Source organism: Microbacterium sp. cx-59 (assembly GCF_020805625.1).
Lineage (GTDB): Bacteria > Actinomycetota > Actinomycetes > Actinomycetales > Microbacteriaceae > Microbacterium.
On the sequence record NZ_JAJHGO010000004.1, the window covers coordinates 95,135 to 115,479 of the forward strand.

The 20,345-nt window shown below is 69.5% G+C and carries 19 protein-coding genes and 1 tRNA gene; 9 read left to right on the plus strand and 11 right to left on the minus strand.

What is annotated here, in order from left to right; genetic code table 11:
* Positions 1 to 18 precede the first annotated feature (18 nt).
* The 5 genes from LMI96_RS03845 to LMI96_RS03865 form a co-directional block, all read right to left on the minus strand.
* Positions 19 to 987 (minus strand): YafY family protein, encoded by a 969-nt coding sequence (locus tag LMI96_RS03845; protein WP_228360538.1) that lies wholly within the window; start codon positions 985 to 987, stop codon positions 19 to 21.
* Positions 984 to 1,913 carry a WYL domain-containing protein gene (locus tag LMI96_RS03850; RefSeq protein WP_267059250.1) on the minus strand — a complete coding sequence of 310 codons (930 nt, stop codon included), beginning with the start codon at positions 1,911 to 1,913 and terminating at the stop codon, positions 984 to 986. The genes LMI96_RS03845 and LMI96_RS03850 overlap by 4 nt, the downstream gene beginning before the upstream one ends.
* Positions 1,914 to 2,019: 106 nt before the next feature.
* Entirely contained in the window at positions 2,020 to 2,955 is a 936-nt protein-coding gene (locus LMI96_RS03855; RefSeq protein ID WP_223721281.1) for a peptidylprolyl isomerase, read from the minus strand.
* A 4-nt stretch (positions 2,956 to 2,959) separates the two neighbouring features.
* A complete protein-coding gene (locus LMI96_RS03860; RefSeq protein ID WP_223721282.1) occupies positions 2,960 to 3,991 on the minus strand; it encodes a tRNA (adenine-N1)-methyltransferase in 1,032 nt (343 codons plus the stop codon).
* On the minus strand, positions 3,988 to 4,680 hold the full coding sequence (locus LMI96_RS03865; protein WP_228360540.1) for an HAD family phosphatase: 693 nt from the start codon (positions 4,678 to 4,680) through the stop codon (positions 3,988 to 3,990). Before LMI96_RS03865 ends, LMI96_RS03860 begins: the two co-directional genes overlap by 4 nt.
* A gap of 158 nt (positions 4,681 to 4,838) precedes the next feature.
* Between LMI96_RS03865 and LMI96_RS03870 the strand changes: the two genes are divergently transcribed.
* A complete protein-coding gene (locus LMI96_RS03870; RefSeq protein WP_223721284.1) occupies positions 4,839 to 5,702 on the plus strand; it encodes a PAC2 family protein in 864 nt (287 codons plus the stop codon).
* A gap of 25 nt (positions 5,703 to 5,727) precedes the next feature.
* Here LMI96_RS03870 and LMI96_RS03875 read toward each other — a convergent pair whose 3' ends face one another.
* Together LMI96_RS03875 and LMI96_RS03880 are read right to left on the minus strand one after the other, a co-directional pair.
* The gene (locus LMI96_RS03875; protein WP_223721632.1) at positions 5,728 to 6,561 is read right to left on the minus strand and encodes an undecaprenyl-diphosphate phosphatase; all 834 of its coding nucleotides are present in this window, start codon (positions 6,559 to 6,561) and stop codon (positions 5,728 to 5,730) included.
* Positions 6,562 to 6,684: 123 nt separating this feature from the next.
* Complete coding sequence (locus LMI96_RS03880) at positions 6,685 to 7,998, minus strand: M20/M25/M40 family metallo-hydrolase (RefSeq protein WP_228360541.1); 1,314 nt, start codon at positions 7,996 to 7,998, stop codon at positions 6,685 to 6,687.
* A gap of 227 nt (positions 7,999 to 8,225) precedes the next feature.
* Between LMI96_RS03880 and LMI96_RS03885 the strand changes: the two genes are divergently transcribed.
* The 3 genes from LMI96_RS03885 to LMI96_RS03895 all read left to right on the plus strand — a co-directional run bounded on the left by LMI96_RS03885 (position 8,226) and on the right by LMI96_RS03895 (position 10,382).
* Positions 8,226 to 8,310 (plus strand) — tRNA-Leu (locus tag LMI96_RS03885).
* 254 nt (positions 8,311 to 8,564) lie between these two features.
* Complete coding sequence (locus tag LMI96_RS03890; protein WP_223721286.1) at positions 8,565 to 9,770, plus strand: ice-binding family protein; 1,206 nt, start codon at positions 8,565 to 8,567, stop codon at positions 9,768 to 9,770.
* 120 nt (positions 9,771 to 9,890) lie between these two features.
* Positions 9,891 to 10,382: a MarR family winged helix-turn-helix transcriptional regulator gene (locus tag LMI96_RS03895; protein ID WP_228360542.1), complete on the plus strand. Its 492-nt coding sequence runs from the start codon at positions 9,891 to 9,893 to the stop codon at positions 10,380 to 10,382.
* Positions 10,383 to 10,426: 44 nt separating this feature from the next.
* Here the strand turns inward: LMI96_RS03895 and LMI96_RS03900 are convergent, their stop codons facing one another.
* Positions 10,427 to 11,524 carry a VIT1/CCC1 family protein gene (locus LMI96_RS03900; protein WP_228360543.1) on the minus strand — a complete coding sequence of 366 codons (1,098 nt, stop codon included), beginning with the start codon at positions 11,522 to 11,524 and terminating at the stop codon, positions 10,427 to 10,429.
* 109 nt (positions 11,525 to 11,633) lie between these two features.
* On the minus strand, positions 11,634 to 13,565 hold the full coding sequence (locus LMI96_RS03905; RefSeq protein WP_228360544.1) for a DEAD/DEAH box helicase: 1,932 nt from the start codon (positions 13,563 to 13,565) through the stop codon (positions 11,634 to 11,636).
* An 83-nt stretch (positions 13,566 to 13,648) separates the two neighbouring features.
* Between LMI96_RS03905 and LMI96_RS03910 the strand changes: the two genes are divergently transcribed.
* Positions 13,649 to 14,521: an SGNH/GDSL hydrolase family protein gene (locus tag LMI96_RS03910; RefSeq protein ID WP_228360545.1), complete on the plus strand. Its 873-nt coding sequence runs from the start codon at positions 13,649 to 13,651 to the stop codon at positions 14,519 to 14,521.
* Positions 14,522 to 14,551: 30 nt separating this feature from the next.
* On the opposite strand, the gene LMI96_RS03915 is transcribed toward LMI96_RS03910, so the two are convergent.
* The gene (locus LMI96_RS03915) at positions 14,552 to 15,361 is read right to left on the minus strand and encodes an RNA methyltransferase (RefSeq protein WP_228360546.1); all 810 of its coding nucleotides are present in this window, start codon (positions 15,359 to 15,361) and stop codon (positions 14,552 to 14,554) included.
* 201 nt (positions 15,362 to 15,562) lie between these two features.
* On the opposite strand from LMI96_RS03915, the gene LMI96_RS03920 reads away from it, so the two are divergent.
* The 4 genes from LMI96_RS03920 to LMI96_RS03935 are packed head-to-tail and all read left to right on the plus strand — an operon-like array spanning position 15,563 to position 19,352.
* On the plus strand, positions 15,563 to 16,405 hold the full coding sequence (locus tag LMI96_RS03920) for a Sir2 family NAD-dependent protein deacetylase (RefSeq protein WP_223721292.1): 843 nt from the start codon (positions 15,563 to 15,565) through the stop codon (positions 16,403 to 16,405).
* 25 nt (positions 16,406 to 16,430) lie between these two features.
* On the plus strand, positions 16,431 to 17,027 hold the full coding sequence (locus LMI96_RS03925) for a histidine phosphatase family protein (protein ID WP_228360547.1): 597 nt from the start codon (positions 16,431 to 16,433) through the stop codon (positions 17,025 to 17,027).
* A 40-nt stretch (positions 17,028 to 17,067) separates the two neighbouring features.
* Positions 17,068 to 18,819: an alkaline phosphatase family protein gene (locus tag LMI96_RS03930; protein WP_228360548.1), complete on the plus strand. Its 1,752-nt coding sequence runs from the start codon at positions 17,068 to 17,070 to the stop codon at positions 18,817 to 18,819.
* Positions 18,820 to 18,878: 59 nt separating this feature from the next.
* Positions 18,879 to 19,352, plus strand: a complete 474-nt coding sequence (locus LMI96_RS03935; protein ID WP_223721295.1) for an Lrp/AsnC family transcriptional regulator — start codon at positions 18,879 to 18,881, stop codon at positions 19,350 to 19,352.
* Here LMI96_RS03935 and LMI96_RS03940 read toward each other — a convergent pair.
* The gene (locus LMI96_RS03940; RefSeq protein WP_228360549.1) at positions 19,324 to 20,328 is read right to left on the minus strand and encodes a DMT family transporter; all 1,005 of its coding nucleotides are present in this window, start codon (positions 20,326 to 20,328) and stop codon (positions 19,324 to 19,326) included. The two genes, LMI96_RS03935 and LMI96_RS03940, sit on opposite strands and share 29 nt — an antisense overlap.
* Between the last annotated feature and the right edge of the window lie 17 nt (positions 20,329 to 20,345).

Sequence of the window (20,345 nt, forward strand, 5' to 3'; positions counted from 1 at the left end):
TGCGGGGCGGGAGGCGGGTCAGTCCTCGCCGTATTGGGCGAGACCGGCCGCGGCCCATTCAGCCGCGGCGCGGCGAGCGGCGAGCGGCTCGAGAATCTCCACGCCGCCCCCGCGACGCGCCGCGAGTCGGCGCAGGCTGTGCTCGTCGGCGATTCGCATGGTCGCCACCCCGACCGCTCCCGACACCTCTACCTGGGCGCGTTCGAGGTAGTCGCCCAACAGCGGAGCCACGGCCATGGGGAATCGGATCCGCGCTTCGACGTCGAAGGAGCCCGATTCGAACAGCTCCGGCACGGGCTCGCCGGCGTGCGAGACCGGGATGTCAGTGAGCGCGAGGTCGCTGACCCGATCCAGGTGGAAGGTGCGCATACCGTCGCGGAGGTGATCCCACCCCTGCAGGTACCACTGCGCATCGGCGATGTGCACCTTGACCGGGTCGACCGTGCGGGTCATCGCGGCCGCATCCGGAGTCTTGTAGGTGAACGTCACCGCGACCCCCGTGCGGAGGGCCGTGCCCACGACGTCCCGTGCGGAGTCGACGGGCGCGGGCGCCACGATCACGTCGGCCGGAACGGATGCCGCGCCGCGCGCGAGCTTCGCGAGGAGGCCCGCGACGATCTCGCTGCCCCCGAACCCCGGCAGCGAGCCGGTGAGGTGGAGACCGGCGAGCAGCGCGGCCGCCTCACGGGCCGTGAGCCGCGGCGCCCGCTCGAGACCGACCGTGTGGGTGAGCGCGATGCGGTCCTGCTGGTCGAGGAGATCCCAGTCGATGTCGAAGAGGTCGTTGGGCAACTGCCAGTAGCCGCCGTCGCCCGGACGCCCGATGACCGTCAGCTTCTCGACCATCTCCCGCATCTGCTCGGGGGCGACCTCGAAGGCGGCGGCGGCGTCGGCGACCGACACCTCGCCGAGCTCGAGCAGGTACGGCACGAGCTGCATGATGAGGGCAGCGCGCTCGGTGGCGAGCAGCGGACGCGGCGCGCTCATGCGTCGTCTCCGTTGCGTTCCAGGGTGCCGCGCAGCCGGTCGATCACGAGGGCCCGCAGGTGCGCGGGTTCGACGACGCGCGCCTCCGGACCGTAGGAGGCGAGCTCATCGGCGAGGATGTGCGCGTCGACATAGGGCACGCGCAGTCCTTGCGGTGCGGGGCTGGCGCGTCGGCCGAGCCGAAGCGCCGCCTCTGTGCCCGGGTGCACCTCCACCAGGGCGGTCTGCGAGAGGGCGAGCTGACGCAAACCGTCCAGCGCCCGCTCCCCCGCACCCCGTCGGAGCGCGGGATCGAAGCTCTCGCGGGTGACGACGACGGCGTCGGTGATGCGCGACAGCAGGAACGTGCGCTCCGCATCCGCCACCGTGTCGTGCCCGAGCACGTGCCACCGCGCCTCGTACTCGACCAGAGCGAGGGGACGCACGCGCCGCAACCGGGGCGCTGCTTCGCCGGGCTTCAAATAGGGGAAGGTCACGGTGCGGGCCAGCTCGATCGCGCGCTGCAGCGGAGCGAAAGCATGGTCGCGGACGCTGATCTTCGGCGAGTAGCCGATGATCCGCTCGTCCACCGTGTTGCCCAGAGCGCGGATCTTCCGCAGACCGCTTCGCGCCGGCGCCGACATGGAGCTCTCGCTCCAGACGCTCCCCGCCAGGTTCAGCAGCGCGATCTCCGCGGCGGTGAAGTCGATGTCGATCGGCAGGGCGTACTCGGCCATCGGCACGCGGTAGCGGGCTTCGCGAAGATCGTCCGGGTCGGCGTAGTCGCCGATCGTCTCGATCGGGACGCCCATCCCGCGCAGATTGTCTTTGTCACGCTCGAACATCTTCTCGAGCGCGTCTTTGGAGGCACCCGCTTCGGCCTGCTCGCGATACCCCGACACCGACGAGAGGATCGTGTCCTTCGTCAGTCCCTGCTCCGTCGCCATGAGCGCGACGACCAGGTTGACCAGACGTTCCTCGGGCGCGGCGCGCAGAGCATCGGTCGAAGGCACGCCCCCCATCCTAGGACCGGGGGACGGATGAGGCGGCAGCTCAGCCGGCCGCGACCGGCGAGATGCCGAGCACGTCGAACACGTAGATGTCCGCGCTCGCGGGCGCACCGCTCGAGCCCCCACCCGTGGGCACGATGACCATGATCTCCGAGCCGACCGTCTGGCCGGTGAGCGCGTTCAGCACGACGTCATCGCCCGCCGAGATCGGCACAGCCTGGGGTTCGGAGCCCCAGGTCGTCCGCGAGACTTCATTCGGTTTGTCCCAGGCGACCGAGGTGTACGCCAGGAGGGCGGTGTCGCCGTTCTCGAGCGCCTCGCCGTCTCCGCGCTTGAGCACCTGGACGACGGGCTCGGTCGGCGCGACCGCATCCGGCACGATGATGCCGGGCTGTCCGCTGGGTGCATGGACGACGGTCGGCAGTCCCGGGCTGTCGTTGAACTGGTCCGCGCCGTCGGCCGCCGACAGGTAGACCTTCGTGATGTCGAGCACGGCCACCGCATCCGCGCCGTCCGAGATCGGGAGCTGGGCGATCGAGCCGAGCGAATCGGCCGGGATCCCGATGACGATGCGCGAACCCTCGGAAGCGCACGCGAGCGCGTCGGCGAAGCCCGGCACGGCGTTGCTCCAGTTGTCCAGCGACACCGGGGCGGCGCCCCCGTCGTAGCCCTGGTCGGCGATGGTCTGGCCCGTTGCACCGTCGACGATGGTGATGCCCATATCGAACATCTGCTGCCCGTCGACCAGCTTCGTGCCGTCACCGGTCGCGAAATCGGCGAACTCGACGGAACCCGCGTGGAACGGAGTGGGCACATCGACCTCCGGAGAGGACCCGACGTCTCCGGAGACGGAGATCAGGTTCTCGAGAGCGCCCGGCTCCGTGGTCCGCTCGCACGACGCCTGAGGCGATGAGGAGCAACCGACGAGAGCGATCGCAACGAGTCCGAGGGCAGCGACAGCGGCGGGGAGTCTACGCACCGGGTCAGTCTATGCGCTCGGCCTCGTCGGCTTCGTCCGCCGCCGCGGCACCCGCGGCCAACCGCGCCCCCTCGGCGGCCCGCTGCGCCTCGCGGACGCGCTTGCGCAGGTTCTTGTCGTTGATGACGCGGTCGCCGACGGCACCCGGCGTCCACAGCTCCACGTCCTCGTCGCCGTAACTCGACTTCGACGCGCGTCGCTTCTGTTCCGGCGCGACCGAACCGGGCGCGAGCCGACGCGCCGAGAGAAGGAACCCGGTGTGCGCCACCATCCGGTGATCCGGCCGGACGGCCAGTCCTTCGACGTGCCAGCCGCGCACCATGGTCTCGTTCGACTCGGGTTCGGTGAAGAGCCCGGTTCCGCGCAGGTACTCGGCCACCCGGCTGAGCTGCGTCGCGGTGGCGATGTAGCAGATGACGACCCCGCCGGGGGCGAGCGCCTCGGCGACGACATCGATGCACTCCCAGGGCGCCAGCATGTCGAGCACCACTCGGTCGACGGACCCGGGTGCGACAGTCTCGGTGAGCTGCGTGGCGAGATCTCCGACGACCAGGTTCCAGTTGTCGGGCCGATCGCCGAGGAAGGTCTCCACGTTCGCCCGCGCTACCTCCGCGAAGTCTTCCCGCCGCTCGAACGAAATCAGGCGCCCCTCCGCACCGATCCCGCGCAGCAGCCAGAGCGCGAGCGCGCCGGATCCGACCCCCGCCTCGACGACGACGGCTCCGGGGAACACGTCGGCCTGAGCGAGGATCTGCGCCGCATCCTTCGGGTAGACGATCGCCGCGCCGCGGGGCATCGACATCACGAAATCGCGGAGCAACGGACGCAGAGCCAGGTACTCGTGCCCACCGCTGCCGGTCACGACCGAACCGTCCGGCAAGCCGACGAGATCCGCGTGCCGGAGGACGCCGTGATGCGTGTGCATCTCGCCGTCTTCACGAAGGGTGATGGTGTGCAACCGGTTCTTGGGCCCGGTGAGCTGCACGCGGTCGCCGAAGCGGAAGGGACCGCGCGGAGCGGTGATCTGTCCGCTCACAGTGCGGCGTCCTCTCGGCGGCGCGCGGAATGCGCGGTGTGGAGCTCGGCGATGTCGCGGGCAAGTCGGCCGTCGAGGGAGGGCCAGAGCGCGGACGCGCCGATGCCTTCGAGCGAGACCATGTGGGGCACACCGAGCGCGGTGGTGCCGGCGGCGACCGCCGAGCGGAGACCGTTCGGTGAATCCTCGATCGCCACGGTGTCAGCGGGGTCGACTCCGAGAGCGGTGCACGCCTGCAGGTAGGGGTCGGGGAACGGTTTCGGACGTACGACGTCATCGCCCGCGATCACGAGGTCGAACGCGTCGAAATCCATCAGGTCGGTCACGGTCAGCGCCATGCGCCGGAGCGACATCGTGACGAGTGCGGTCTTGATCCCCGCGGCGCGGAGATCGGCGAGGAGTTCCCGCGCGCCGGGACGGAACGGGATGCCCTGCTCGGCGAGAGCGGTCATGACGCTCGCCGTGAGCGTGTCGATGATCTCTCCCGTCGACAACCGCACGCCGGCCTGCTGGAGGATGCGGGCAGCGTCCTCGAGCCCCAGTCCGACAAGAGTCAGCGCCTGCTCGTGCGACCACGTGCCGCCGTAGCTCTCCACGAGCGGCTTCTCCGCCGCCATCCAGTACGGTTCCGTGTCGACGAGCGTGCCGTCCATGTCCCAGAGGACTGCGGCGGGAAGAGAGCGGGTCACCTCCCCATGCTAACGATCGGCTCCCCTCCCGCCGTCCGGGCACCCGACAGAGAGGGGTCCGGACGGGACCGCGTCATGCACGGCCCCTCACCGGCGCCACGGAAGCGACCTGCGCCTATCCTGGAGTGATCCCGCGCCGCGGGGCGGAGGAGGATCGCGTGGAAGGACTCGGGCGTCGCGTACTGGTCGCCGCGTTCGACGGCTGGAACGATGCGGGCGAAGCCGCATCCGCCGCCGTCGCTCTGCTGCGCGAACAGGGCCGTTACGAGCCCGTTCACTCCGTCGATCCGGAACTCTACTTCGACTATCAGTACACGCGCCCGCACGCCGTGCTGGATTCCGAAGGACGTCGTTCGCTGAAGTGGCCGGAGACGACCATGCTGCGTCCCGAGCGGCCGATGCGCGGTACGCAGCTCTGGTTGCTGACGGGCGCTGAACCCGCCCGCGCGTGGCAGGCTTTCGCGAACGAACTCGTCGACATCGCCCTGCGTGAAGACATCACCGGGATCGTGTCGCTCGGCTCGATGATGTCGGACGTGCCGCACACGCGGCCGATCTCCGTCTTCGCCGGCAGCGAGAACGAGGGCCTCCGGACGTCGCTGGAGCTGGAGCGCAGCACCTACGAAGGACCGGTCGGGATCATGAGCGTCCTCGGCCACGTCGCGGATGCCGCCGGCATCCCGACCGCGAGCCTCTGGGCGAGCGTGCCCCACTACGTTGCCGGGCACACCCCGTCACCCAAGGCGACGCTCGCACTCCTGGACCGTCTCGAGGACCTCACCGGGGCGAAGGTTCCGCGCGCGGAACTCGCCACCGAATCGGCCGCGTGGGAGGCGTCGATCGATGCCGCCGCCGCCGACGACGAGGAGATGACGGAGTACATCCAGCAGCTCGAGCGCACGCGCGACACCTGGGACTCCCCCGAGGCATCCGGCGATGCGATCGCCCGCGAGTTCGAGCAGTATCTCAAGCGTCGGGGCGACGGGCCGAGCAAGCCCGGCCGCGACGACCCGCGCCGCTGACCCGCCTCTGCTCGACGCGCCGCGCTCAGGCCTGGATCACTCCGGTCGCGAGCATGACCATCACGAACGCGCCGAGCGCGACTCGGTAGATGACAAACGGCAGGAAGCTGCGCTTCGAGATCCAGGCCATGAAGTACTTGATCACGACGAGCGCGACGAAGAACGCGACGACCGTCGCTGCGCCGGTCTCCCACAGCGAGTACGGCGGGTCGATCTCGGGCTCGCGGACCACCTTGTACAGCTGGTAGAGCCCGCTGCCGAACACCGCGGGGATCGCGAGCAGGAAGGCGTACCGGGCCGCGGCTGCGCGCTCGTAGCCGAGGAACAGTCCGGCCGTGATCGTGCCGCCCGAGCGGGAGACGCCGGGAATCAACGCGAACGACTGCGCGAGACCGAAAACCACGCCGTCACCGACGTTCAGCTCGTTCAACTTGCGCTTGCGCGCGCCGACCGCATCCGCGATCCCGAGCAGCACGCCGAAGAAGATCAGCATGCCCGCGACGAGCCAGAGCGAACGGAACACGCCCTCGATCTGGTCCTGGAACAGCAGTCCGAGCACGACGATCGGGATCGACCCGACGATGATGAACCAGCCCATCCGGGCGTCGGGGTCATTGCGCGGGATGCGTCCGGTCAGCGAACCGAACCAGTGCGAGACGATCCGCACGATGTCGCGCCAGAAGAAGATGACGACCGCGGCCTCCGTCCCGATCTGGGTGATCGCGGTGAACGCGGCGCCCGGGTCTTCGGCTGTCGGCAGAAAGGCTCCCAGGATGCGCAGGTGCGCACTGGAGGAGACCGGAAGGAACTCGGTGAGCCCCTGAACGAATCCGAGCAGGAGCGCCTCGAGGAAATGCAGCATCTACGGTCCTTCGGTGAGAGCGAGTGGATCAGTACGTGCGGAGCAGGTGAATCGGTACGTGCGGAGCAGATCGGTCAGTACGTGCGGAGCAGGTGAATCGGTACGTGCGGAGCAGATCGGTCAGTACGTGCGGAGCAGGTCGGTGAGAACACGCTGGCCGAAAACGAGGGCGTCCAACGGCACCCGCTCGTCGACCCCGTGGAACATCCCGGTGAAGTCGAGACCGCGCGGGAGACGCAGCGGGGCGAAGCCGTATCCGGTGATACCGAGTCGCGAGAGCGCCTTGTTGTCGGTACCGGCCCCCATGAGGTAGGGGATCACCGGGGCATCGGGATCGTGTCGCCCGAGGGCCGCGACCATCGCGTCCACGAGATCCCCCGAGAACGGCGTCTCGAGTCCGATGTCGCCGACGACCGTCTCGATCTCGATGTCGTCCCCCACGATGCGGCGGATGTCGGCCAGCGCGGCGTCTTCCGTGCCCGGCAGCACCCGGACGTCGATGAGCGCCTCCGCGCGATCGGGGATCACATTGTGCTTGTACCCCGCGGTGAGGGCCGTCGGATTGGCCGTCGTTCGTAGCGTCGCCTGCAGGAATGCGGCGGCCGGGCCCGCGGATCCGGCGATCGCATCCGGGTCGTCGAGCGGAAGCCCTGCCGTCTCGGCAAGCGCGGCGAGGAACTGGGTCGTGGTCGGGGTCAGGCGCACCGGCCACTTCGTCTGCCCGATGGCGGCCACCGCCTCGGCGAGGCGGGTGACCGCGTTCTCGGGGTGCACGCGGCTGCCGTGGCCTGCCGCACCGCGGGCGACGAGACGAAGCCACAGCAACGCCTTCTCGCCGACCTGAAGCAGGTATGCGCGCCGATCGCCCACGTCGACGGAGAATCCGCCGACCTCGCTGATCGCTTCCGTCGCGCCCGCGAACCATTCCGGCCTGTCGCGGACGACGAGGGTCGAACCCTCCACGCCGCCGTTCTCCTCGTCGGCGAAGAACGTCACGACGAGGTCGCGGGCGGGCGCGTCGCCGGAGCGCAGGATGTCGGCGACGGACGTCAGGATCATCGCATCCATGTTCTTCATGTCGACGGCGCCGCGGCCCCACAGCATCCCGTCGCGGATCTCGCCGGCGAACGGGTCGACGCTCCAGTCCTCGGCCACGGCCGGAACGACGTCCAGGTGACCGTGCACGACGAGGGCCGGCAGCGACCGGTCGCGACCGGGCACTCGCACCGACACGTTGGTGCGGCGCGGGATCGGTTCGTAGTACTCCGGGGTGAGTCCGAGCGTCTCGAGGTAGGCGCCGACGTACTCGGCGGCTTCGCGTTCACCGACCGCGCGACCGCCGCCGTGATTCGTCGTATCGATGCGGATGAGGTCGCGAGCGAGCCGCACGACTTCGGGGAACTCGGAGTTCCCGGATGCGGCGTGCTCGGTCATGGCGTTCAGATTACCGCCCGCCCGCCTCGCCCCCGTCCCCACCGCGACCCCCTCGGGCTGCGAGACGGCACTTTCGCCACGAGACGTCGGTCCGGGGCCGCGGTCTCGTGGCCCCATTGCTGTTTCGCGGATGCGGGTGCGACACACGCGGGAACCCGGCCCGGTTCGAGGGCCCGTGCGGGACGTGGTAATGTCATTCCTCGGTTGCAAAACCGAAAACACCCAATGCGCGGGTGGCGGAATGGTAGACGCGCTAGCTTGAGGTGCTAGTGCCCGTATTAGGGCGTGGGGGTTCGAGTCCCCCCTCGCGCACAGAAGGAATTGGCCCCCGAAAGGGGGCCTTTTTCGTCGCCTCGGAGCGAGGAGCGCGGCGACACCCGCATGGCCATTCGCCCGTAGTTGCTCGAGTCGGTGAACTACTTTCCGCTTATTTTTTGGTCAATTGCGTGAGTCTGTGAACTATTCGCCCCGTTTTCCGGCCGGATGATGTATACCTCGGGTACCGGGGATCACGCGGGTGTCGACGACACTTCATATGTGCCTCTCCCACTTAGGCAGGGGCCATCATGGCCAGCACGCCGTCCACCCGCTCGTTCCTTGCGATCTCGACGAGTCTGGGACTCGCCGCCGCCTTCATGTTCGGCGGCGCGTCCGCCGCATCCGCCGACACCGTCATCGACGGCCCCGTCAATCTCGGCACCGCCGCCCCGTTCGGCGTTCTGGGTGCCAGCGAAGTGACCAACACGGGGTCGACGACCGTGAACGGGGACCTCGGCATCTCCCCGGGCTCCGCCATCACCGGATTCGGCGGCGCGCCCAACGGTGCCGTCACCGGCACCACTCACCAAACCGACGCCGTCGCCACGCAGGCGCAACTCGACGCGACCACGGCCTACAACACGGCGGCATCGCTCACCCCGAATACGACCGGCATCACCGAGCTCACGGGTCTCTCACTGACGCCCGGTGTCTACAACGGCGGGGCGATCGCCCTGTCGAACAACGGCCAGCTCACGCTCGCAGGCAGTGCCGACTCCGTCTGGGTGTTCCAGGCAGCGTCCACCCTCACGATCGGGTCGGGAACGCGGATCGTCATCACGGGTGGCGCGAGCTCGTGCAACGTCTTCTGGCAGGTCGGCAGTTCCGCCACGATCGGTACCGGAGCGCAGTTCCAGGGCACGGTCATCGCCGACCAGTCCGTGACGGCGACCACCGGCGCCACCATCATCGGCCGACTCCTCGCCCGGAACGCCGCGGTCACTCTCCAATCGAACACGATCACCGTTCCGACCGCGTGCCCCGCGTCCGGCACACCGTCGGAGACGGTCGCACCGACCATCACCTCCGGCGGCCCGACCGCTGCGACCGCCGGCACGCCCTACTCCTTCGGCGTCACCGCGTCTGGCACACCGTCGCCGACCTTCACGACCACGACGCTCCCGGTCGGGCTCGCGCTCGACGGCACGTCGGGAGTCATCTCCGGCACTCCGACGACGCCCGGCACCACGACCTTCACCGTCACGGCGTCCAACGGAAGTACCACGACCGACAGCGAGACGTACACGATCACCGTCTTCTCGCCGCCGGTAACCGGTAACGGCACGAACAACGGCCCCGGACCGGGAACCGAGAACGGCGCCGAACTCCCCGCGACGGGCGGCGAACTCAACCCCGTCGTCCTCTTCGGTGCAGTTCTCCTGATCGGCGCGGGTGCGGTCGCGATGACCGTCGCCAACCGTCGACGCAGCGTGGGCGTCCGACGCTCTTCGTAGCACGGTTGCCGCTCCTTGGGGAGCGGCAACCCCCCTCTTGCGAATGTGATTCGCTCAAGACCTGCGGATGTTCACCGACTTTTGACGGATGCTCGCGGACTCCTCTACGGAAGGTCCAGAATGAGCAGCTTTGCTACCTCTCTCCCCGTTGACGCCGCGATCCCCGCATCCGTCCCGGTTCTTGAAGCCCTGTCTGCCTTGCAGACGTCCAACGCACTCCTGCGTTTCCGCCTGCGGGACCAACTGAATGTGCGCGCGAACGAGATCGTCGCTCTCGAGTTCATCGCGCGACTCGAGGCACTCGGCCAACCCGTCCGTGCGATCGACGTCGCCCGGAACCTCGGCCTGACGAACGGTGCGAGTTCGCTCATCGTCGCGCGGATGATCGAACGCGGATTCGTGACCCGCACCGAGAACCCGCACGACGGGCGAGGTCACCACCTGCATCTCACCGCGCAGGTGAGCCAGCAGATCACGGCCGCGATCGGGCCGTCGAGTGCGGATGTGCGCACCCTGATCTCCGGGCTTTCGCCGCGTGAGTCCCGACGGATCGTCACGCTGCTGGCCGCGGTCACCGGCTCCCTCGACCGCGGCGGCCTCGTTCCCGCCTGAGCAACCGGCTGTGGCGGATGCCGCGGCAGAGGCGTAGGCAGCAGTCAGGCGGATCCGACGCCGAACAAGAGGCCCAGCGCGTACGTCACGGCTGCGGCGCCGAAACCGATCGCGAGCTGCCGAACGGCGCGCCGGAGCGGCGGGCCGCCCGACAGCAGGCCGACGGTGGCGCCGGTCCCGAGCAACGCGATGCCGACGAGCGCCAGAGCCAGGAGCACGGCGGGCGTCTCCGCCATGCCGAAGATCCACGGCAGCACGGGGATGATGGCGCCGGAGGCGAAGAAGAGGAAGCTCGACAACGCCGCTCCCCACGCACCGCCGATGGTCTCGTGCGCGTCGGTCGCCTCGGTCGGCAGGCGATAGGGCGTTCCCCGCTCGGCCGCCTGCGCCACCTCCACGACGTGCCGGGCGCGCGCACCGGCATCTTCCTCGCTCAGCCCCCGCGCACGGTAGACCAGCGCGAGCTCGTTCGCGTCCAGGTCGAGGTCGGGCAGCACCGCATCCGCGTCGTTACTCGGCTCCGTGGCCGCCAACAGCTCGCGCTGCGATCGCACCGAGACGAACTCCCCCGCCCCCATCGACAGTGCTCCCGCCAGCAAGCCGGCGATCCCGCTGAAGAGCACGAACTGCGCGCCGACGCCGGTGGCACCGATGCCCATGACGAGTGCCAGGTTCGACACGAGCCCGTCGTTGGCGCCGAAGACCGCGGCACGGAAGGTGCCCGACAACCGCCGCCGCCCTCGCGCGGCGAGCCCGCGCACGACCTCCGCGTGGATCTTCTCATCCGCGCGCATCGCCGGCGTCGCGTACGGATCGTCGTCGTAGGGCGAACGCCCCTCGGCATTCTGCGCGAGCGCGAGAACGAAGATCGAGCCGAACCGCTCGGCCATCCAACCGAGCAGGCGCGTCCCCGTCGAGGAACGGGGCAGCGAACGGGGCTCGCCGCCGAGCAGGTCCAGCCAGTGCTGCTCGTGACGGCCCTCCGCCGCCGCAAGCGCCAGCAGGATCTCCCGCTCTTCCCCCGCTCGCCGACCGGCGAGGTTGCGGTACACGGTCGCCTCCGCGCGCTCGTTGACGAGATAGCGGGCCCAGCGCCGACGAACGCGCGCCGACGGTGTCACCGGCAGGACGGGTTCTGACATGGGATTCCTTCCCGTGCGCACGGGTGCCGCGATCGAGGAAAGGCCGCGACGTGATCGAGGCTAGCGACCTGCCGCATCGCGCGTGGTTCGGCGAACCGAACTCGAGCGATCAGGCGCGAACGCGAGCACGCAGGAGGTTGATGCGCGCCTGCAGCTGAGCGACGGTCGCGTTCGACACCGCGGGGCCTCCGCACACTCGCCGCAACTCCGCGTGCACCTGCCCGTGCGCCTCCCCGGACTGTCGTGCGTACAGACCGACCAGGCTGTTCAATAGCTGGCGCTGCTCTTTCAACGTGCGGTGCAGCGGAGCCGGGATGTCTGCATCCGATGGCGTGCGTTCGGGATCGGCTTCCTCGCGGGCCTCCCGTGCCTGCCGGTGCCGCCCTTGCCGCGCCTGGCGTTGCATCAACAGCTCGTGCACGTGCTCGGGCTCCAGCAAGCCGGGAAGCCCGAGGAACTCCTCCTCCTCCGGCGTTCCGGGCACGGCCAGCTGCCCGAACTCCTTGCCGTCGAACAGGACCCGATCGAAGTGCGCGTGCGCATCGAGCGCCTGATAGCTGCCCTCCTCCAGAAGCGAATCGGACGCCTTGTCTTCGCGCTCCGCCGCGTTCATCGCGTCTTCTTCGGCGTCCCACATGTCTTCCGCGTCGCTGTCGCGGTCGAGGGCGTGGTCGCGCTGCGCTTCCATCTCGTTCGCGAGCGTGAGCAGCTGCGGAACGTTCGGCAGGAACACGGTCGCCGTCTCGCCGCGGCGCCGGGCCCGCACGAAGCGGCCGATGGCCTGGGCGAAGAACAGCGGGGTCGAGGCCGAGGTCGCGTAGACCCCGACGGCCAGGCGCGGCACGTCGACACCCTCCGACACCATCCGGACGGCGACCATCCAACGGGACTCGGAGTTCGCGAATGTCTCGATGCGCCCCGAGGCTTCCGCTTCGTCCGAGAGGACGACCGTCGGCGGCTCGCCGGAGATCTCGTGGAGGATCGCGGCGTACGCGCGGGCAGCGGTCTGGTCGGTCGCGATGACGAGCCCGCCCGCATCCGGTACCGTCGCGCGCACCTCGGACAGGCGTCGATCTGCGGATCGGAGCACCGCCGACATCCACTCGCCGTCGGGATTGAGCGCGGTACGCCAGGCCTGCGAGGTGATGTCTTTCGTGTTGTCCTGCCCGAGCTGGGCTTCCATCTCGTCGCCGGTCTTCGTGCGCCAGCGCATGTGGCCGGCGTAGACCATGAAGAGCACGGGGCGCACGACGCCGTCTTCGAGCGCGCGCCGATAGCTGTAGGCGTAGTCGGTGCGCGACACCCGGATCCCGTGCTGATCCGGGTGGTACTCGACGAACGGGATGGGGGCCGTGTCGGATCGGAACGGCGTCCCCGACAGCAGCAACCGTCGCGTCGCCCGGGCGTACGACTCACGGAGGGAATCGCCCCAGCTCAGCGCGTCGCCGCCGTGATGCACCTCGTCGAGGATCACGAGCGTGCGCTTGTCCATGATGAGCGCCTGATGGACGGATGCCTTCACGGCGACCTGCGCGTAGGTCACCGCGACGCCGTGATACTGGCGGGACGGCATCGCGTGCCGGTTACTGAAGTTCGGGTCGAGTCGGATCCCGACCCGGGCCGCCGCATCCGCCCACTGGGTCTTCAGGTGCTCCGTGGGCGCGACGACGACAAGGCGGTCCACGACACCGCGTCGCATCTGCTCGCTCGCCAGACGCAACGCGAAGGTCGTCTTCCCGGCGCCGGGGGTCGCCGCGGCGAGGAAGTCCCGAGGGCCCTTGCCCGGACCGTCCGGCCCGTCCAGCGAGAAGTACAGGTCGAGCGCCTCCGCCTGCCACGCACGCAGTCGCTGGGCCGTTCCCCACGGCGCGCGCTGCGGGTAGGTGGGCGACAGATGCTCTGCCGCGAAGCTTCCGATATGACCGCCGTCGGGTTCCGTCGATGCGTCCGCGTGGGCGCCGAAAAGCTCGTCTTCGCTCACGAGATCACCTCCGCTCCGCTCTCGATCGCGACTGTCAACGATAGGCGACGCCGCCGACATCGCGGCGCGATGGTGCCGCGTTAGGCTGACGACGTGGTGACGCGATGACTCTTGAACCGAACGCCCCTGACGACACTTCCGCGATGACCAGCGCCGCGCCGGACGCGACCGATCTTCCCGTGGCCGCAGCCCTCCCGGCCGAGAACCCGAGCACGCACCCCTGGCGGCGATTCGTGGCCATCGGCGACAGCTTCACGGAAGGGATCGGCGATCCCTCCCCCGAATCCCCCGGCGGTAGCCGCGGGTGGGCGGACCGCGTGGCCGAAGTCCTCGCCGGCGCCGTCCCCAACTTCGCGTACGCCAACCTCGCCGTGCGCGGAAAGCTGATCGCGCAGATCATCGCCGACCAGATCGAACCCGCGCTCGCCCTGCAGCCCGACCTGATCACGATCTGCGCCGGCGGCAACGACGTCATCCGCCCCGGCACCGATCCCGACGAGATCAGCGCGCAGTTCGAAGACGCGGTCATCCGCCTGACGTCCTCCGGCGCGACCGTCGTGGTCTTCACCGGCATCGACACCGACTTCTCCCCCGTGCTCCGGACGTTCCGCGGCAAGGTCGCGATCTACAACGAGAACGTCCGTGCGATCGCGGAGCGCTACGACTGCATCGTGGCCGATCAGTGGGCACTGAAAGAGGTGCAGGACGGCCGGTTCTTCGCGAACGACCGCCTCCACTTCAACACGTTGGGCCACCACGAGGTCGCCCGCATGGTGCTGCGGGCACTGAACGTGCCGAACGACCTCACCCCCATGCAGCCCGAGCCGATTCCTCGACTCACCTGGCGTTCCGCGCGGAGCGGCGACCTGGTGTGGGCACGCACGCATTTCGTGCCGTGGGTGCTGCGGCGCCTGCGCAATCAGTCCTCCGGCGACACCGTCAGCGCGAAACGCCCCGAGGCGTTGGCGATGTACGCCGTGCCGCAGACGGATGCGGAACGCGGAACGAGCGACTGACCACAGCTCGCCGGGGCGCCCGGGTCGCGGTCAGCGCGGCGGGTGGGCGAGCGCCCACAGCGCGACGGAGCTCGCCGCCGCCACGTTCAGGGAGTCGACGCCACCGGCCATCGGAATCGTGACGATCGAATCGGCCGCGCGAAGGGCGGCTCGACTGAGTCCGTCACCCTCGGAGCCGAGAAGAAGCGCAACGCGCTCCGGGCGGTCCGCCGCGAACATGTGCAGGTCGGTCGCCCCGTCCGCGAGGGCCAGAGCGGCGACGTGCACGCCGGCCTCATCGAGCAGACGGCGGGCCGCCGGCCACGCCGGAAGGCGGGTCCACGGCACTTGGAACACAGTGCCCATGCTCACCCGAACGCTCCGCCGGTACAGCGGATCGGCGCACCGTTCGGTGACGAGGACCGCGTCCGCCCCGAGGCCGGCGGCCGCGCGGAACGCGGCGCCGACGTTCGTGTGGTCCACGATGTCTTCGAGGATGACGACGGTGCGGGCTCCGCGGAGCACCTCGGCCGGGTCGGGAAGCTCGGGCCGGTGCATCGCCGCGAGTGCCCCGCGGTGCACCGCGTACCCCGTGATCTGCTCAGCGGTCGCCGAGTCCGTCACGTAGACCGGCACGTCCCGTTCGCCGAGGATCGCCGCGATGTCGTCGACCCACTTGTCTTGCACGAGCACGGAGCGCGGAACGTGACCGGCGCGCAGGGCTCGCTCGATGACCTTCGCGGACTCGGCGATGTAGAGGCCGCCGGCCGGTTCCAGCACGCGCCGAAGCGCCACATCGGTGAGGTTCCGGTAGTCGCCGAGGCGCGAGTCATCCGCATCCGCCACCTTTTCTATCCGCATCCGTCCTCCACCCGCCCGTCGCCCTCACCCCGCGCCGCCGACCGCGAAACGGGATCTTCGCGCCGAGACAGTGGGGTTACCCCGCGGTCTCGGCGCGAAGATCCAGTCTCGCGGATGGAGAGGGGGATCTGCGCCCGCGCGACGAAACCTGCGCGTAAACCAGCGGGCGTAGGCTCTGGTGCAGGAGGTACTGTGCCAGTCGTGACGGATGGGGACGCTGCCACGGTGGCGCAGGTCGGACGAGCGATCGACGCGCTCGCCGGGCGCCGAGTAGCGGTGCTGACGGGTGCGGGGGTGTCCACCGACTCGGGCATTCCGGACTACCGGGGGCAGGGCGCTCCGGTGCGCACCCCGATGACCGTGCAGGAGTTCCTCTCCAGCGAACTGGCTCGCCGCCGCTACTGGGTCGGGAGCCACCTGGGCTGGCGCCGGTTCGCCGCCGCCGCCCCCAACGACGGGCACCGCGCGCTCGCACGCCTCGAACTCGACGGCGTCACCACGGGCGTCATCACCCAGAACGTCGACGGGCTGCACGTGCGGGCAGGAAGCCGGCGCGTCGTCGAACTCCACGGCACGATGCGCCGGGTCGGATGCCTGCAGTGCGGTCAGGTCTTCGACCGCCGCGATCTGGCGGCTCGCGTCGAGGCCGACAACCCGTGGCTGAATGCGGATGCGGACCTCCCCCTCGGCCCCGACGGCGACGTGACCCCCGAGAGCGCAGAAGGCTTCCGCATCCCGGACTGCAGCGTCTGCGGCGGCGTGCTGAAGCCCGACGTCGTGTTCTTCGGCGAGTTCATCCCGGCCGAGAAGTTCCGGGAGGCCGAGCAGCTGGTGCAAACCAGCGACGCCCTGCTCGTCGCCGGTTCGTCCCTCGTGGTGAACTCCGGGATCCGGCTCGTCGAGCGGGCTCGACGGCGCAAGCTTCCGGTCGTGATCATCAACCGCGGGGAGACCCGCGTCGACGCGCGAGCTATCGTGAAAGTCGATGCCGGCACCAGCGAGGTGCTCACGGCTCTTGCGGATGCGCTTCCCTCGCTCCGCTGACGATCTCCCCACGAAGAGCAGGACTGTGACCCGACTCATCCTCGTCCGCCACGGCGAAACCGACTGGAATCGCGCGCGCCGCATCCAGGGATCGACCGATATCCCCCTCAACGACACCGGCCGCGCGCAAGCGCGTGACACGGCGCTGCGTCTTCGCGACGAGGTCGATCCCGAGACCGTCCGTCTGGTCTCCAGCGACCTCTCCCGTGCTCGGGAGACGGCCGAGATCATCGGCGCAGAACTCGGTCTCGATGGCCCGCGCACCTATCCCGAACTCCGCGAACGCGGCTACGGGGACGCCGAGGGCGAGACCGACGTGGTCTTCGCCGAGCGCTGGGGGCCGTGGCCGACCGCGCAGGTTCCGAACGCGGAGTCGCGCGAGGACGTGCGCGCCCGCGCCCTCCGCGGCCTGACCCGGGTCGTGAGCGACGCCCGGTCGGAGTCCGCTCCCGGCGAGTCGACGGTCATCGTCGTCGCCCACGGCGCCCTGATCCGAGAGGTCATCGGACACGCGAGCGAAGACGCGTTCCCCATCCCGGGCGAGCGGCTGGCGAACGGTTCCGTGCACCACCTCCGATGGGAGGGCGACCGCATCCGGTTGTTGTCGTACGCCGCCGGGTGATCCGCCGGTCCTCTCTCCCGGTGCACTACTGTCGGGTGGCATGACGCCGCGTTCCCCCTCACGCCCCGAACGCGACAGCACATCGTCGCGCCGAGACTTCCTCCGGGTGGGCGGACTGACTCTCGGCGGACTCGCCCTCGGCGGCGGCGCGGGCGCGGCGGCATGGGCGGTGACGGATGCGGCTCGCCGCCCGACGAGCGAGCAGGTTCCGGGGTTCGCGCACGTCGTCGTGCTGATGGGCGAGAACCGCTCGTTCGACAATCTGCTGGGCCACCTGTACACGCCCGCGAACCTGCCGGCCGGCGACACGTTCGAGGGGCTCGCATTCGGCGATCACTCCAACACCGCACCGGATGGCCGCGTGGTTCCCGCCCACATCTACACCGGCAGCACGGACGACATCATGTGCGCCCCGGAGCCGGATCCCGGCGAAACCTACCCGCACGTGAACACGCAGCTGTTCGGCACGGTCGATCCGCCCTCGAACGAAACCGACTGGTCGCACGGACTGCGTTCACCGTACAACGCGCCTCCGGCCGGTGCGACTCCGACGATGGGCGGGTTCGTGCGGGATTACATCGCCAACTTCCGGCGCACGAGCCACGGCCGGGAGCCCGACCCCGATCGTGCGGACGTCATCATGGGCGGCTTCGCGCCCGCGATGCTCCCCGTACTCTCGACGCTCGCGAAGGAGTTCGCGGTCTTCGATCACTGGCACAGTGCCGTGCCCAGCCAGACCTACTGCAACCGCTCCTTCTTCCACGCCTCGACGTCGCACGGGTTCGTGACCAACCGCGGCGACGGGGGTTACGAGAAGTGGCTCGATGCTCCCGACACCCCGACGATCTTCAACCGACTGAACGACGCCGGAGTGAGCTGGAAGATCTACTTCGACGAGCAGCAACTCATCTCCCTCACCGGCGTCATGCATGCGCCCGCGCTCGAGGAGTTCTGGCGCACCGAGCACTTCGCGTACATGGATGAGTTCTTCGCGGATGCGGCGAACGGAACGCTGCCCGCGTACGCGTTCATCGAGCCCCGCATGGTCTACAACCACAATGACTTCCACCCGCCGTTCGGTGTGCTGCGCGACAGCGAGGTCGACGGTGCTCCGGTCTTCGACTCGGCGGTGTCCGACGTCCGCGCCGGTGAGGCACTCGTCGCCCGCGTCTACGACGCGGTGCGGACGGCCGACTCCCCAACCGGGTCGCACGCCCTGAACACCCTGCTCCTGCTGACGTTCGACGAGCACGGCGGCACCTACGATCACGTTCCCCCGCCCGCGGCCGTTCCGCCGCATCCGGACTCGTCCGACGGCGAGATGGGGTTCGGATTCGATCGCCTCGGTCCTCGCGTTCCCGCGATCGCGGTGTCCGCGTACACGAAGGCGGGCACGATCATCCACGACGAACGGCACCACGGCGCGGTCATCGCCACCCTGAGTGCCCTGCACGGTCTCGAGCCGCTGACCGATCGTGATCGCGATGCGAAGACCCTCTTCGACGTCACCAATCTGACCGAGCCGCGGCCGGCGTCCACCTGGCCGACCGTTTCGCCGGCCTACGTTCCGCCCCTTCTGAACGAGGATGAGGTCGCCGAGCTGAAGTCCTCGACGAAGCCTCTGACGTCGCCCGCGAAGGGACTCCTCGGGCTGCTCCTGGCCAAGTACGGCGAGCCGGGGCATCCGGAGCCGGAGACGTACCAGGACGCGTTCGACATCCTCACGGCGCACGGTCTGGGTCTCTTCACGACGGCCGGAAGCACGCCGTCGCCGTCCCCGACCGGAACCTGAGATCGCCGCTGCGCATTCTGCTCGATCACGCCGCGCCCGGACTGCTAACGTCAAGCATTATGTCGAACCTGGACCGCATCGATCTGGAGTTGCTGGGCGCCCTCGCGGAGGACCACCGCGCGACCGTGGTCGCCCTCTCCGACCGGCTCGGTCTTTCTCGCAACACGGTGCAGGCGCGCATGAGCCGTCTCGACCGCACCGGTGCGTTCCTCAGCTATCAGCGTGCGATCTCGTCGCAGGCGCTCGGCTTTCCGATCGAGGCGTACATCAGCGTGGTCGTGCGGCAGCACGAGCTTCCGCGGATCCGCGAGCACCTCGCGCTCGTCCCCGAGGTCGTCCAGGCGCACGGACTGAGCGGCGCGGTCGATCTCCTCGTGCGCGTGGCATGCCGAGATGCGCAGCACCTGTTCGACACCGACGCCCGCATCCTCTCGATCGACGGCGTCGAACGCACCGAGACGTCGCTCGTGATGGACGAGGTGATCCCCTACCGGATCGTCCCGCTCATGGAACTGGCACGACCGGAACGCTAGCGGCCTCACCGCGCGGTTCGGCGACCCGGTTGCGGTCTCGTCGCACGAGCACCACGCCGCCCACGATCAGCACTCCGCCGACGATCTGCCAGATCCCGGGCGTCTCGCCCAGGAGCAGCCAGGCGAAACCGAGAGCGAACAGCACTTCGGACAGACCGACGAACGAGGCGACGCGCGAGCCGAGAAGCGGCACCGCCTTCACGCCGAGCGCGTAGCCCAGCGTGGTCGCGATGCAACCGACCCACAGGATCGGCAGGAGAGCCGGAAGCTCGATGCCGCCGAGTTCGACGCCGACGAGGGGCATCGCGAACGGCAGGATGCCGACGAGGCACAGAACGGCCATCAGGACGGCGCCGACGACCAGGCCGCCCGCAGCCAGCGCAAGCGGCGGGAGGTCTTCTCCGGCGCGCTCGGAGAGCAGGAAGTAGGCCCCGACGCAGCACGCGGCGAGAAGCGCGAAGCCGGTGCCGAGCAGGTCGAAGCGCGCACCGGAGATGTCGACGACGAGCACCAGTCCGACGAGCGCCACGATCGACCCCGCGATCACGGTGCGGGACGGGGCACGGCGGGTGCGCGCCCACGCGAGCAGAACCAGCAGGACAGGTGCCAAGTACTGGATGAGCAGAGCGACGGCGACCGGCATCCGCTGCATGGCGGCGAAGTAGAACAATTGGCATCCGGCGACGGCCGTCAGGCCGAACCCGACGATCAGTCGGCCCTCGCGGCGGAGCAGGCCGGGCCGGCGGCGCACGGCCATGACGAGGGCAGGCGAGAGCACCAGAGCGGCCAGACCCATCCGGATGAGGAGCGCCGCGCCGAGCGTCCACCCCGCCTCCAGGAGCGGCTTGACGAGCGGCCCGCTCGACGAGAACGCGAGGGCCGACGTGAGCCCGATCATGAGTCCGGCCGCGCGTGGCGCACCGGCGGGGCGCGAGGAATCGCCGATGATCGGTGTGGACGCCGTCGATATCGCCATCGGCTCGCCGCCTGTCA

Coding starts and splice junctions, on each gene's coding strand:
- LMI96_RS03915 (WP_228360546.1), bottom strand. CDS start 15,361: ATGCGGATAGAAAAGGTGGCGGATGCGGATGACTCGCGCCTCGGCGAC.
- LMI96_RS03895 (WP_228360542.1), top strand. CDS start 9,891: ATGAGCAGCTTTGCTACCTCTCTCCCCGTTGACGCCGCGATCCCCGCA.
- LMI96_RS03900 (WP_228360543.1), bottom strand. CDS start 11,524: ATGTCAGAACCCGTCCTGCCGGTGACACCGTCGGCGCGCGTTCGTCGG.
- LMI96_RS03880 (WP_228360541.1), bottom strand. CDS start 7,998: ATGACCGAGCACGCCGCATCCGGGAACTCCGAGTTCCCCGAAGTCGTG.
- LMI96_RS03850 (WP_267059250.1), bottom strand. CDS start 1,913: ATGGCGACGGAGCAGGGACTGACGAAGGACACGATCCTCTCGTCGGTG.
- LMI96_RS03845 (WP_228360538.1), bottom strand. CDS start 987: ATGAGCGCGCCGCGTCCGCTGCTCGCCACCGAGCGCGCTGCCCTCATC.
- LMI96_RS03905 (WP_228360544.1), bottom strand. CDS start 13,565: ATGTCGGCGGCGTCGCCTATCGTTGACAGTCGCGATCGAGAGCGGAGC.
- LMI96_RS03930 (WP_228360548.1), top strand. CDS start 17,068: ATGACGCCGCGTTCCCCCTCACGCCCCGAACGCGACAGCACATCGTCG.
- LMI96_RS03890 (WP_223721286.1), top strand. CDS start 8,565: ATGGCCAGCACGCCGTCCACCCGCTCGTTCCTTGCGATCTCGACGAGT.
- LMI96_RS03910 (WP_228360545.1), top strand. CDS start 13,649: ATGACCAGCGCCGCGCCGGACGCGACCGATCTTCCCGTGGCCGCAGCC.
- LMI96_RS03935 (WP_223721295.1), top strand. CDS start 18,879: ATGTCGAACCTGGACCGCATCGATCTGGAGTTGCTGGGCGCCCTCGCG.
- LMI96_RS03940 (WP_228360549.1), bottom strand. CDS start 20,328: ATGGCGATATCGACGGCGTCCACACCGATCATCGGCGATTCCTCGCGC.